The organism is Micromonospora sp. CA-263727, assembly GCF_050942455.1.
Classification (GTDB): Bacteria; Actinomycetota; Actinomycetes; order Mycobacteriales; family Micromonosporaceae; genus Micromonospora.
In genome coordinates, this window is the sequence record NZ_CP192031.1 from 3,051,871 (window position 1) to 3,064,218 (window position 12,348).

Annotated in this window: 9 protein-coding genes and 1 pseudogene; 9 read left to right on the plus strand and 1 reads right to left on the minus strand. The window is 75.6% G+C overall.

The annotated features are described in order from the left end of the window. Positions 1-15: 15 nt before the first annotated feature. The 4 genes from ACQPYA_RS13510 to ACQPYA_RS13525 are packed head-to-tail and all read left to right on the plus strand — an operon-like array spanning position 16 to position 7,347. Positions 16-1,206 carry an ATP-binding protein gene (locus tag ACQPYA_RS13510; protein WP_433532928.1) on the plus strand — a complete coding sequence of 397 codons (1,191 nt, stop codon included), beginning with the start codon at positions 16-18 and terminating at the stop codon, positions 1,204-1,206. Then, positions 1,203-4,886 (plus strand): vWA domain-containing protein, encoded by a 3,684-nt coding sequence (locus tag ACQPYA_RS13515; RefSeq protein ID WP_433532929.1) that lies wholly within the window; start codon positions 1,203-1,205, stop codon positions 4,884-4,886. The genes ACQPYA_RS13510 and ACQPYA_RS13515 overlap by 4 nt, the downstream gene beginning before the upstream one ends. Then, positions 4,883-6,787 carry a hypothetical protein gene (locus tag ACQPYA_RS13520; protein ID WP_433532930.1) on the plus strand — a complete coding sequence of 635 codons (1,905 nt, stop codon included), beginning with the start codon at positions 4,883-4,885 and terminating at the stop codon, positions 6,785-6,787. Before ACQPYA_RS13515 ends, ACQPYA_RS13520 begins: the two co-directional genes overlap by 4 nt. Before the next feature lie 17 nt (positions 6,788-6,804). Beyond that, a complete protein-coding gene (locus tag ACQPYA_RS13525; protein ID WP_433533729.1) occupies positions 6,805-7,347 on the plus strand; it encodes a hypothetical protein in 543 nt (180 codons plus the stop codon). A gap of 30 nt (positions 7,348-7,377) precedes the next feature. Here ACQPYA_RS13525 and ACQPYA_RS13530 read toward each other — a convergent pair. After that, positions 7,378-7,503: pseudogene (locus ACQPYA_RS13530) on the minus strand (MerR family DNA-binding transcriptional regulator); the annotation flags it as partial. An 82-nt stretch (positions 7,504-7,585) separates the two neighbouring features. On the opposite strand from ACQPYA_RS13530, the gene ACQPYA_RS13535 reads away from it, so the two are divergent. From ACQPYA_RS13535 to ACQPYA_RS13555, 5 genes are all read left to right on the plus strand, one after another. After that, on the plus strand, positions 7,586-8,263 hold the full coding sequence (locus ACQPYA_RS13535) for a hypothetical protein (protein WP_433532931.1): 678 nt from the start codon (positions 7,586-7,588) through the stop codon (positions 8,261-8,263). A gap of 164 nt (positions 8,264-8,427) precedes the next feature. After that, positions 8,428-9,669, plus strand: coding sequence for a glycosyltransferase 87 family protein (locus ACQPYA_RS13540; RefSeq protein ID WP_433532932.1), 1,242 nt, complete (start codon positions 8,428-8,430; stop codon positions 9,667-9,669). After that, complete coding sequence (locus ACQPYA_RS13545) at positions 9,666-10,703, plus strand: glycosyltransferase family 2 protein (protein ID WP_433532933.1); 1,038 nt, start codon at positions 9,666-9,668, stop codon at positions 10,701-10,703. Before ACQPYA_RS13540 ends, ACQPYA_RS13545 begins: the two co-directional genes overlap by 4 nt. Next, complete coding sequence (locus ACQPYA_RS13550) at positions 10,700-11,665, plus strand: lysylphosphatidylglycerol synthase domain-containing protein (RefSeq protein WP_433532934.1); 966 nt, start codon at positions 10,700-10,702, stop codon at positions 11,663-11,665. The genes ACQPYA_RS13545 and ACQPYA_RS13550 overlap by 4 nt, the downstream gene beginning before the upstream one ends. 60 nt (positions 11,666-11,725) lie before the next feature. Further along, positions 11,726-12,346: a class I SAM-dependent methyltransferase gene (locus ACQPYA_RS13555; protein ID WP_433532935.1), complete on the plus strand. Its 621-nt coding sequence runs from the start codon at positions 11,726-11,728 to the stop codon at positions 12,344-12,346. Positions 12,347-12,348 lie beyond the last annotated feature (2 nt).

Below are 12,348 nucleotides of genomic sequence, written 5' to 3' on the forward strand. Positions count from 1 at the left end.
AGATCGAGGAACACCGTGACCGTGACGGAACACGTCCGCCCCACCGCGGCGCCGGAGACCGCCGCCCAGGTCCTCTCCGCCGAACAGCGGTACGCCGACGAGCTGGCCTTCCTGGCCGCGTACGACGACGGGGCCCGGCCACCGGGCTGGGCGTTGACCCCGCGCGCCGTGGTCACCTTCATCCAGGGCAGCGACGGTGAGACGTTGCAGCTGCCCGCCGAGCGGCGTACCGCCCCGGACGGCACCGCGCTGCCGGCCGGCATGACCATCCCGCCGAAGTTCGTGGGTGAGCGGAGCCTGGTCGAGCGGTGCGTGGTCACCCTGGCCGGCGAGCGGGGCCTGCTGCTGGTCGGCGAGCCCGGCACCGCCAAGTCCATGCTCTCCGAGCTGCTGGCCGCCGCGGTCTGCGGCACCAGCGCGCTGACCGTGCAGGGCACCGCCGGCACCACCGAGGACGCCTTCCGGTACGGCTGGAACTACGCCCTGCTGCTCGCCCAGGGCCCGACCCCGCAGGCACTGGTCGACTCGCCGGTGCTGACCGCGATGCGCTCCGGCCGGGTGGTCCGGATCGAGGAGGTCACCCGCTGCCTGCCCGAGGTGCAGGACGCGCTGGTCTCCATCCTCTCCGACCGGCGGATGAACGTGCCGGAACTCGCCGGCTCCGGGGACGGCCTGATCCGCGCGGTGCCCGGGTTCACCGTGATCGCCACCGCCAACCTGCGCGACCGGGGCGTGTCGGAGATGTCCTCGGCCCTCAAGCGCCGGTTCAATTTCGAGACCATCCACCCGATCTCGGACGCCGACACCGAGACCGACCTGGTTCGCCGGCAGGCCAGCGCCGCCGTGCAGCGCGCGGGCGCGGCGTACACGGTGGACGACGCGGTGCTGGAGGCGCTGGTCACCGTCTTCCGCGACCTGCGTTCGGGCCGGTCGGGCGAGGGCTGGGACGTGGAACGGCCCGGCACGGTGATGTCCACCGCCGAGGCGGTGCAGGTGGCGGCGTCGCTCGGCCTGGCCGCCGCGTACCTGCCCGGTGGGGACGCGCTCGACCTGGTACCCGGGCACCTGCTCGGCGTGGTCCGCAAGGACGACCAGAACGACCACGCCCGGCTGCTCGGCTACTGGGACGGCCCGGTCCGCCGCCGCGCCGAGGAAGGCTCGGCGATGTGGCGTCGGCTCTGGGACCGGCGGGAGAGCCTGCGTTGACGATCCTCACCAGCACGCCGATCGACCCGGCCCCGCCGGCCGTCGGCCCGTCAACGATCGCCCCGACGACTCCCGACCCGCGCGTGGTGGTCGACGCGCTCGCCGACTCTCTCCGGCCGTACCTGATCGGGGTACGACACCACAGCCCGGCGCTGGCGGCGGTGGTACCGGCGCTGCTGGACGCCGCCGGGGCCGAGGTGGTCTGTGTCGAGCTGCCGGCCGACTTCCAGCGCTGGCTGCCGTACCTGTCCGATCCGGACGCCCGGGCCCCGCTGGCCCTGGTCGGCAGCCACGGCACGGACGGGCCGATGGGCTTCTACCCGTTCGCCGACTTCTCCCCGGAGCTGGCCGCGATCCGCTGGGCCCGGCAGCGTGACGTCGAGGTGCTCTGCTGCGACCTGCCGCTGACCGACCCCGGCTGGACCTGCCACCCCGACCCGGCCACCGAGTCCGAGCCGGCCGCCGGTGGCGGTCCGGACCTGGCCGCCGGTGTGCCGGTGCCCGGCCCGCGCCGGTCCTACGCCGCCGCGCTCAGTGCCAGCGGCACCGGCCGCGACGGCGACGACCTGTGGGACCGGGTGGTCGAGGTGCGCGCCCCGGGCTGCCCGCCCGACGCGCTCCGCCGCGCCGCCCTCGGCGTCGGCTGGGCGATGCGCACCGACAGCGCCGAAGGCGACGGCGTACCGGCCCGGGACCTGGCCCGCGAGCGGCACATGCGCCGGGTGCTGGCCGAGGCCGGGGCGGACGGCCGGCGGGTCGCCGCGGTCGTCGGTGCCTTCCACGCCCCGGCCCTGCTCGCCGCGGCAACCTCCGACACCGGCGACGGAGCGGACGCGGTCGCCGTGGCCGCCACCCGCGACGGTGTGGCGCCGGCCGGTCCGGTCCGGTCCGTGACGACCCGACCCGCGCCGGCCACCGCCGACGGTTCCGATCCGGCGGTCACCTCGCTGGTGCCGTACGGGTTCGACCTGCTCGACTCCCGGTCCGGCTATCCGGCCGGGATCCGCGACCCGCGCTGGCAGCAGTCCGTCTTCGCCGCTGCCGGCGACCCGGAACGGATCCGGGCCGCCGCCGCCCGGGCGGTCACCGACCTGTGCCGGGAACTGCGCGCGGCCGGGCACACCGCCGGCACCGGCGAGGCCGCCGAGACGGTACGGCTGGCCGGCGACCTGGCCCGGCTGCGGGGCCTGCCCGCCCCCGGCCGGGGCGAGCTGCTGGAGGCGGTGACCACCGTGCTCGGCCAGGGCGAACTGCTCGGCCGCGGCCGGGCGCTGGCCAAGGCGCTGGAGACCGTGCTGGTCGGCGCCGACCGGGGCCGGATCGCCCCCGGCACGCCGCGTTCCGGGCTCGGCCCCGCGGTCGAGGCGGAACTCGCCGCGCTGCGGCTGCCCAACCCGGACAGCCCGAAGTCCCGCGAGGTCCGGCTGGACCCGCTGCGTACCGAGCTGGACGGGCGGCGGGAGGTCCTGCTGCAACGCCTCCAGGTCTGCGGCATCGGCTACGGCGAGCCGACCACGGTCTCCGGCACCGGCGACGGTGCCGCCCTGACCACCCGCTGGCAGCTGGCCTGGACGCCGTCCGTGGCAGCGCGGCTGGACCTGGTCGGCGTACGCGGGGTCACCGCCGCGCTGGCCGCCGCCGGCACCCTGCGGGAGCGGTTCCGCCGGGAGGCCGCCGACGGCGGCCCCACCGCTGCGCAACTGCTCACCGGGCTACCCGACGCCGCCCGCTGTGACCTGCCCGAACTGGTCACCGACCGGCTCGAACTGGTCGCCGCCGTGCTGCCGGGCAGCGGCACGCTGCCCGAGCTGCTGGCCGCGCTCGACCTGCTGGAGGGGCTGCGCCGGGAACACCTGCCCGGCACCACCGTCGAGAGCCGGGGCAAGGCGGCCGAGCTGGCCGTCGTACTGCTGGACGCGGCGGTCCGCGGCCTGCCCGGCCTGGCCGGCAGCGACGCCCCGGCGGACGCCGCCGCGCTGGTCGACCTCGCGGTCCGGGCCGGAGAGGACCGGATCGGGCTGCGTCTGGACGAGGCGCTCGGCCAGCTGACCCGGGCCGGTTCGTCGCTGATCCAGGGCGCCGCCCTGGCCGCCCGGGTGCTGCTCGACCTGACCGACCTGGAGACCCTGGGCACCCGGGTGGCCGGCTGGATCGACGCGGCGACCGGACCGGAGACCCGGCGGAGCCTGCACCGGCTGCTCGGCGGCCTGCTGACCGCGGCGCACCCGCTGTTACAGTCCGCCCCGGCCGCGCTGGACCCGCTGCTGGACCGGATCGAGCGGCTCGCCGACGCCGACTTCCTGGACCGGCTGCCGGCGCTGCGCGGCGGGTTCGACGTGCTCACCCCGGCGGCCCGGGGCCGGCTGCTGGACACCGTCTCCGAACGGCTGGGCGACCGGCTCGATCTGGCCCTCGCCGCCCCGCCCGAGCTGCTGGCCCGCTGGGCCGCCGCCGACGCGGCCGGCCGGGCCGCCCTGCTCGCCCGGGACATCCCGATCCCCGACCCGCCGGCCGGTCCCGCCGACACCCCGGCCGGCGCCGCACCCGGGCCGGTCACGTCGGCCGCCCAGCTCACCCCCGCGGACCGGTGGCGGCTGCTGCTCGGCCGCCAACCCGACCGGCTGCCGGCCGACGCCCGCCGCTACGCCCGCGCCCTCGACGAGTTGTACGGGGCGGGCCAGGGCGAGGGCGCCACGGATCTCGGCCAGGCGGCCGGCGGCGGCCAGGAAGCCTCCTTCCCGACCGCCCGCGACTGGGCCGACGAACTCGAAGCGCTCTTCGGCACCGCGGTACGCGAGGAGGTCATCGCCCGAGCGGTGGAGAGCGGCCGGACCGATGTGCTCGCCGAGCTGGACCCGGCCAGGGTGCGTCCCTCGATGGAGCTGCTGACCTCGGTGCTGTCGCTGGCCGGTGGCCTGCCCGAGGGGCGGCTGGCCAAGCTGCGGCCCCTGGTCCGGCGGCTGGTGGAGGAGCTGACCCGGCAGCTGGCGACCCAGCTGCGGCCGGCGCTGACCGGGCTGACCAACCCGCGTCCGTCCCGCCGTCCCGGTGGCCGGATCAACCTCGCCCGTACGCTGCGGGAGAACCTGGCGCACACCCAGCGGCTCGGCGACGGCCGGACGGTGGTGGTGCCGGAACGCCCGGTCTTCCACACCCGGGGCCGTAGGGAAGCCGACTGGCGGCTGGTGCTGGTGGTCGACGTGTCCGGCTCGATGGAGGCGTCGGTGGTGTGGTCGGCGTTGACCGCCGCCGTACTGGCCGGGGTCCCCACCCTCTCCACCCACTTCCTCGCCTTCTCCACCGAGGTGGTCGACCTGACCGACCGGGTCGACGACCCGCTGTCGCTGCTGCTGGAGGTGCGTGTCGGCGGCGGCACGCACATCGCCGCCGGGCTGGCCCACGCCCGCTCGCTGGTGACCGTGCCGAGCCGCACCATCGTCGCGGTGGTCAGCGACTTCGAGGAGGGCTATCCGCTGGCCGGACTGCTCGGCGAGGTCCGCGCGCTGGCCGGCTCCGGCGCGCATCTGCTCGGCTGCGCCGCGCTGAACGACCAGGGGATGCCCTGCTACTCGGTGCCGGTCGCCGAGCAACTCGTCGCGGCCGGGATGCCGGTCGCCGCTCTCAGCCCGCTCGAACTCGCCCGCTGGGTGGGCGACCGCATCCGCGGAGGATCACGTTGACGGACCGCACCGCCACCGCCGTGGCCACCGACCGGTTGCCGCCGGTGCTGCCGAGGGTCGCCGCCGCGGCGGTGGCGGCCCTGCCGCCCCGGCTGCACAGGCGGCTGGACGCCACCGTCGAACGGCTGGCCGCAGTCCCGGTCGGCCGGGTCGACGACGGCCTGTCGGTCGACTGCGGCCCCGAGGCACTGGTCACCCTGACCCCCGGACCGACCGGCGCGGTCACCGACCCGGACCAGGCGCGGTGCAGCTGCCTGCTGGCACCCCGCTGCCTGCACCGGACCGCCGTCCTGCTCGCCGCCCCGGTCGCCGACCCGGCCAGCCACGCCGATGCCGCGTCCGCCGCCACAGCGCCGGAGAGCCCGGCCACCGCGCCGCCCCGCCGTGCCGGGAAACCGGCTGGCGCGGCCGCCGGCCGGAGCCCGGCGCCGACGAAGGCGCAACGGGCGGCCGCCGCCGGGCTGTGGCGGGCCGCCGCCGCCGTGCTCGCGGCCGGCGTGCCGGCCGCCGGCGCGGTCCCGCAGGCCGAACTGCTGCGGGCCGCCCACAGCGCCCGGCTGGCCGGGCTGCCGCGCGCCGAGAGCGCCGCCCTGCGGACGGTACGCGGCCTGCGCGCGCAGCGGGGACGACAGACCGGCCACCGGCTCGCCGAACTGGTCGAGGTGCTGCACGACCTGCTGTACGTGTCCGGCCGGCTGGCCGCCGGCGACCCCGACCCGGCGCTGGTCGGTGTCCTGCGCCGGGCCTACCAACCCGACGGCCCGCTTGAGGTGCACGGCGTCTGCCGGGAACCGGTGATCAGCGCGACCGGGTACGCCGGGGTGGTCACCCATCTGGTCGCCGCCGACGGGCGTCGGCTCTCCTTCGGCGACGTGAAACCGGGCGGCCCGGACCGGGCGCGGGACTGCGCCCGTGCGGTCACCGAGATGGGCGCGGTGGCGGTCAACCACGCGGTGCTGGCCCGCGGCGGCCTGCGGATCACCGGCGGCACCGTCTCCCCGGACGGCCGGCTCGGTGCCGGCAAGGGGGTCCGGGCCAGCCCGCTCGCCGAGACCGACTGGTCCACCGGAGCGCTGGCGGAACTGTTCAGCCGCCCGCTCGCCGAGGTGGTGGCCGCGCAGTTGGCCGCCGACGACCCGGCGGACCCGGCTCGGGCCGGGACCGCGCTGGTCGGCGGTGACCTGATGGTGGTCGGTGCCGTCGGCGACCAGGTGCTGGCCCGGGAGCTGGCCCCCGCCACCGACGTCGGAGCGGAGCGCGCGCCGGTGCCGGACGGCCCGGTGATCCGGCTGGCGCCGGCCGACTCCCACCCGATGCTGGCCCACCTGGCCAACCTCCGGCGGCTCGCCTCCCGGCCGGGCCTGCGGATCCGGGTGGTCGGTCGGCTGGACCCGGACCGGGCCAGCACGCTGCGCCCGCTCGCGGTCGGCCCGGTGCCCGGCGCGGCCAGCACGCTCCGCCTGCCGGCAGGCTGGCACGGCCGGGCCGACCTCGGCTACGACGAGATCCAGGGCGGCCACCTACCGCCGCGCGATCCGGCCGCGATGACCGAACCGGTGCTCGCCGTCGGCCCCGACGCGGTTGCGGAGTCCCCGCTGTGGCGGGTCCGCCGGCTGGTGGAACTGGCCGTCTCCGGTGGTCGCCGCGCCGTCGCCGAGGCGGCTCGCGGCGAGGGCGCCGGGCTGGCCGGCCCGCTGCGTCGCGCCGGCTTCACCACCGCCGCCGCGGTGGCCACCGCGCTCACCGACGAGTCCGACCGGCGCGGCCGGGACGGGTTCGGCCGGCTCACCGATCCCGACCCGGACCGGTACGCCTGGGCCTGGCTCGCCGTGACCGCCCACCTCGCCGCCACCGGGCGGGAGCTGATCCGCTCCTCCTGGACCGCGCCACCCCTCGGCTGATCCGCGCCACCCCCGGGGTGGGCGAGCCCCGGGGGTGGCGCGGGCCGCACGGGCACCTCCAGGACGGTCGCGACGGCGTGTTCAGCGTCGACGAGGTGCTCCTCCAGGGTGGGGCCGGCGACGGTCAGGCCACGGCGGTGCAGCCAGTCGAACAGGTCGAGGCCGGCGCGGACCACTCCGGTTGCCGGGGGGACGACGGCCCGCACCACCGAACGGGCGGGCAGGTCGAGCCGTTCGCCTCCGCGATCGACGGTGACGGCCGCGACGAAGTTTCCGGCGGGTTGCCCGCTGAGCCAGGTGAGCAGGGTCGTCGGCGGTGGTGGGCAGAGTGCGGCCAGCGCGGACGGGTGGTCGATGTGCAGATGGCGTACGCGCAGTCGGCGCGCGCCGACCGTGGCCCGTTGGGGCAGGACCGACGTCGGTGCGGCGAGCCGGTCCTCGGCGGCGGCCACGGCGGCGGCCTTGGCCGCGATGTCGCCGCGAAGGGCGGCTACGGTTTCGGCGAGGGCCTGCCGAAGCTGCGCGTCGGGGGCGTCCAGAACCTCGGTGATCTGGCGTAGCGACAGGCCGAGGTGCTGTAGTCCGCGGACACGTTCCAGTCGGGCCAGTTCGGTCACCCCGTACCACCGGTAGCCGTTGGCGCGGTCCACCATGGCGGGGACCAGCAGCCCGATCTTGTCGTAGTGGCGCAGGGTGCGTTCGGATACCCCGACCATCCGCGCCAGCTCCCCGATCCGCCACACGGCGCCTTCCTCCTGTCTTGACCTTCTCCCTGCGTCAGGGTTCTAGCGTGCCGCCATGAGTTCCACTGACCATCGCTCGGCGGCCCGACTGACGGGCGCGCTGCTGCTGAGTTCATTGTTCGCCATGCTCGCCGGTGTGGCCCTCGTCCTGCCGTCGGGGCTGACCCTGAATCCGGCCGACCCCGCCGCCGTGTTGACAGTCGTGAACGCCCGGGTCGCGTCGCACCTGATCGGGCTCGGCCTCGATGTCGTCGGCTGGCTCGCCCTGCTCGCGGCCGGGCTCGTGATGACGACCCGCCCTACCGGGCACCGGCCGCAGTTGGTGTCGCTCGCCGGCGGGCTGCTGGCCTGCGCCGGTCTGGCGGGTCTGCTTCACGACGCCGGCAACCTGGCGCTGACCCAGTTGGCCGCCGATCCCACCGACCCGGCGGCCGCCATGGTGGCCTGGGCGGTGCTCCTCACCGCCAAGTGGACGGTCAACCTGGCCGGGCTGCTCTGGGCCGCCGCGACCGTGACGACCGCGCTCGGCGCACCGCTGCCCCCCGCGCTTCGTCGCGCCGGCGTGATCGCCGCGGCCTCCGGTCTCGCCGCGGTTCTGCTGCCATGGACAACCGGAATCGACGGCCCGTCAGCGGGGCTGGAACAGCTCGGCTACGGCCTCCACCTACCGGTGATGATCTGGTACGGCGCCCTGGGTTGGCGGCTGATCCACGACAACCCTGCACTCGCCTGAGGGCGACAGGCGGCCGCCTGGTCGTGGCGACGCAGGGTCTCGCGCCCGGTCTGCGTGAGCCGGCCGAGCCGTCACAGGGACCGTGGGTAATCCAGATTCGCTCCAGAAAGCGTTGACCATTTGATTGCTACCGTTTTCCCGCCGACGTCCGAAGGGGGAGATCGGTGACGACGACCCTTTCTTCGGCGGCGGGCTCTCGGCCGGATCGCCGGTTCAAAGCCGCGTTTTCCGCCACCGCCCTGCTGACGTTTCCGCTGCTGGTGGCCGCCGCGTTGGTGGTCGTGTACCGGGAGACCGGCCGGTTCTGGGGTGACCTCGCGGTCTACCGGATGGGCGCGGTGGCCGCCGCCGGCGGCGACGGGAAGCTCTACGAGGTCGCCTATTGGGGTGCCGACGGCATCGCGCTGGGCTTCACGTACCCGCCGTTCGCCGCGTTGCTCCTGCAACCGCTGGCCTATGTCGATGCCGCGACCGGGATCGGGATCTGGTCGGCGGCCTCGGTCGCCGCGTTGTCGGCCGTGGTGTGGGTGGCGCTGCGCGCCGCTGACGCCGGTGCCGGCGCTGGTCCGGTGCTGGTGGGCACGGTCGCGGCGCTGCCGATGTTTCCGGTTGCCGGTCACCTTCAGGTCGGCCAGGTGGGCCTGTTCCTGATGCTGGTCGTGCTGCTGGACCTGGCCGCCGGCCCCGACCGCCGTTGGCACGGTCTCGGGGTCGGCATCGCCGCCGGCATCAAGCTCACCCCGCTGATTTTCGTGGTCTACCTGCTCTGCCTGCGCCGGTGGCGGGCGGCGGGGGTGGCGCTGGCCGGCTTCGGCGCCACCGTCGGGCTCGGCTTCGCCTGGCGGCCGGTGGATTCGGCCCGGTTCTGGGGCGGCGGTCTGCTCGACACCGCCCGGGTCACCGGCGATCCCCGGACGGTGCTGAACCAGTCGCTGCACGGCGCGCTGGCCCGGCTCGGTGACACCGCCGACGTACGCGCCGTCTGGCTGCCGGTGGCGGTGCTGACGGCGGTGGCCGGGATCGTGGTCGCGGTCCGCTGCGCCCGCGCCGGTGAAGAACTCCTCGGCGGGCTCGCCATCGCGACGACCGGCCTGCTCGTCTCGCCGGTCTCCTGGCACCACCACTGGGTGTGGTGCGTACCGGCGCTGGTGCTGCTGGTGGTGCGGGGCCGGCGGGCCGGCAGCCGGCGTGCGCTCGTGGCCGGCGCGCTGCTCTGGGTCGGGTACGTGGCCAGCGCCGCCTGGATCCTGGTCGGGCTGCGCGGCGAGGACCTGCACTTCCGGGGCGGGGAACTGCTGTCCACCAACATGTACGTGCTGGTCGGGGTCGTGGCGTTGGGCTGGCTGGCGCTGCGTCCGGGCGGCGGCGGGGCCGGGGCCGACGGCATCGAGGAGGTGGCCCGGTGAGGGTTTCGGTGGTCGTACCCAACTACAACAAGGAACGGACGCTGCACGACTGCCTCTCTGCGGTCTACGCGCAGACCACACCGCCGGCCGAGGTGATCGTCGTCGACGACGCGAGCACCGACCGGTCCCGGCGGATCGCGGCCGGATTTCCCTGTACGGTGCTGGCCTTCCCGGTCAACCGGGGAGTGTCGGCGGCCCGTAACGCCGGTGCCGCCCGCGCCACCGGTGACGTGTTGTTCTTCGTCGACTCGGACATCGCCCTGGCGCCCGGCGCGCTGGCCGCCGCGGTACGCACCCTTGAGGCGTATCCCGACTGTGGTGTCGTGCAGGGCATCTACGACCTGCGCCCGCTCTACGACGACGGGCCGGTCGAGGCGTACAAGACGCTGTTCGAGCACTTCTGGCGGCGTCGGGCCACCGGAGTGACGGCAACCACGATGTTCGCCCTCACCGCCGTGCCGAAGACGGTCTTCGACCTGGTCGGCGGCTTCGACGAGCGGCTGCGCGACGCCGAGGACGTGGAGTTCGGCACCCGGCTGCCCGCCCGGTACGAGATCCGGATGAGCGACGAGATGGTCGGCCGCCACGACGACGTGGACCAGCTGTGGCCGTACCTGTCGGAGCTGTTCCGCCGGGCGGTGACGTACGCCGGTGCGGTCGCCGCCGCCCGTTGGGAACGGCCGGCCGCCGGGCCGCAGGCTCCGGACCGGACACCGCACCGGGTCGACCTCGGGTCGGTGGTCGGCATGGTCGGCAGCGGGCTGGCCGTGGGCACCGCGCCGCTGGTCCTCGTGTCGCCCTGGCTGGCGGCGCTGCCGGCGGGTCTGCTCGCCGCCGTCGTGGTGGCCGACCGGGAGCTGCTGGCGTTCGCCCTGCGGCACCGCGGCCCGCGGTTCCTGCTCTACGCCGCCGGGCTGCGGTGGCTCACCCACCTGACCGAGTTCGTCGGGATGGGGCTGGGGGTGTGCGGCGCGTTGCTGCGCCGGGTCCGGGCCGTCCGGTCCCGGCCCGTCGCCGTGGGGTCGCGCCGGTGAACGGCCGGTGGTGGCGACTGGCCAACCGCATGTTCACCGTCGTCTTCGTGGTGGCCCTGATCGTCGGTCTGGTGCTCTTCGTGCGCTCCCAGGACTGGACGCCGGTGTCGACGCTGGCCGGCCAGCTGGATCCGCTGCGGGTGAGCGTGGCCCTGGTCGGCGCGCTGCTGATCAATGCCACCGGGTTGCTGCTGGGGCTGGCGTCCTGGCGGGCGCTCTTCGTCGACCTCGGCGCGCCGGTCGACCGATGGACCGCGTATCGCCTGTTCTTCGTGGGGTTCCTGGCCAAGTTCGTCCCGGGCCGCCTCGTCGCCCTGCCGGTGCTGTTGCGGATGGGCAAGGAGATCGAGGTGGGGCCGGTCCGGCTGGCCGGGGTGTTCCTGCTCAGCTGGGCCGTGGTGGCGATGACCGGGATGACGGTCGCGCTGGCGGCCGGGCCGGCGCTGCTCTCCGGTGCCACCGGGTGGCTGCTGGTGGCCACGGTCCCGCTGGTCGTGCTGGTCGCCCGGCCGGAGCTGCTCAACCGGGGGCTCGCCCTGGCGGCGCGGCTGTTGCGGCGTCAGCCGCCGCAGGTCGTCGCGTCCCCCGCCGGTGTCCGGCGCGCCGTCGCCGCGCAGTCACTGTCCTGGTTCGTCTCCGGGCACCACCTGTGGCTGCTCGCGGTGGCCGCTGGTGCGCCGCCCGTCCGGTCGTACCTGATCTGTGTGGCGGGGTTCGCCGCCGCCACCGTCGCCGGCCTGGCGGTGATGGTCGCCCCGGACGGCCTGGGGGTACGCGAGGCGGTGCTCATGCTCGGTTTGGCCACGGTGCTGCCGGTGGCCGTGGCCACGCCGGTGGTGCTGATCAGCCGGCTGGTCTGCGCGCTCAGCGAGGTGGCCGTCGGTGGGGGAGGGCTGCTGCTGGCCCAGTATCTGCACCGGCGTCGGCTCGGCCTGGTCGAGCGGCCGGCTGCGGTCGGCTGAGCCGGGCCCGCCGCGGTGCGAGCCGCCGGAGTCGTTCCGGCGGAGAAAGGTGATGACACCATGTCGAACGCGCCACTACGGATGCTGGCACGGCTGGTCGGGGCACCGCTGCGGTGGCTGGTGCGCCGCAGCCCCCGGCTGAACGCCGCGCTCTGGGACACCCAGTACGCGCTGGGTTTCTGGGGCTACCTGGACGGGGCGGGCGACGGCGCGATGCCGTTGTCGCTGATCGAGACGTGGGCCCCCAACCCGACGATCCTCGACCTGGGCTGCGGCACCAGCGCCAACCTTCCGCTGACCCCGGGCCGGTACCGGCACTACCACGGGGTGGACATCAGCCGCCGGGCGATCGAGGCGGCCCGGTCGCTCGGCCGGCCGGACGCCTCCTACCAGGTGGCCGACATCCGGGCGTACCAGCCTCCGCAACGGTACGACGCGATCCTGCTGCGCGAGGTCATCTACTACCTGTCCGTGGCGGAGGCGGCCGACCTGCTGCGCCGGCTGCCGGGGCGGCTCACCGAGCGGGGCCGGATCCTGGTGCAGATCTACGACGTGCCGCGGTCCCAGCAGTTCGTGACGGTGATCCGGGACTGCGGGCTCGACGTGAGCACGCGGCTGCCGGCGGGCGCCGGGGAGGGCGGCTTTTTCGTTCTCACCCCGGCCGCCGTCGCGGAGTCCTGAGG

Coding starts and splice junctions, on each gene's coding strand:
- ACQPYA_RS13535 (WP_433532931.1), top strand. CDS start 7,586: ATGAGTTCCACTGACCATCGCTCGGCGGCCCGACTGACGGGCGCGCTG.
- ACQPYA_RS13555 (WP_433532935.1), top strand. CDS start 11,726: ATGTCGAACGCGCCACTACGGATGCTGGCACGGCTGGTCGGGGCACCG.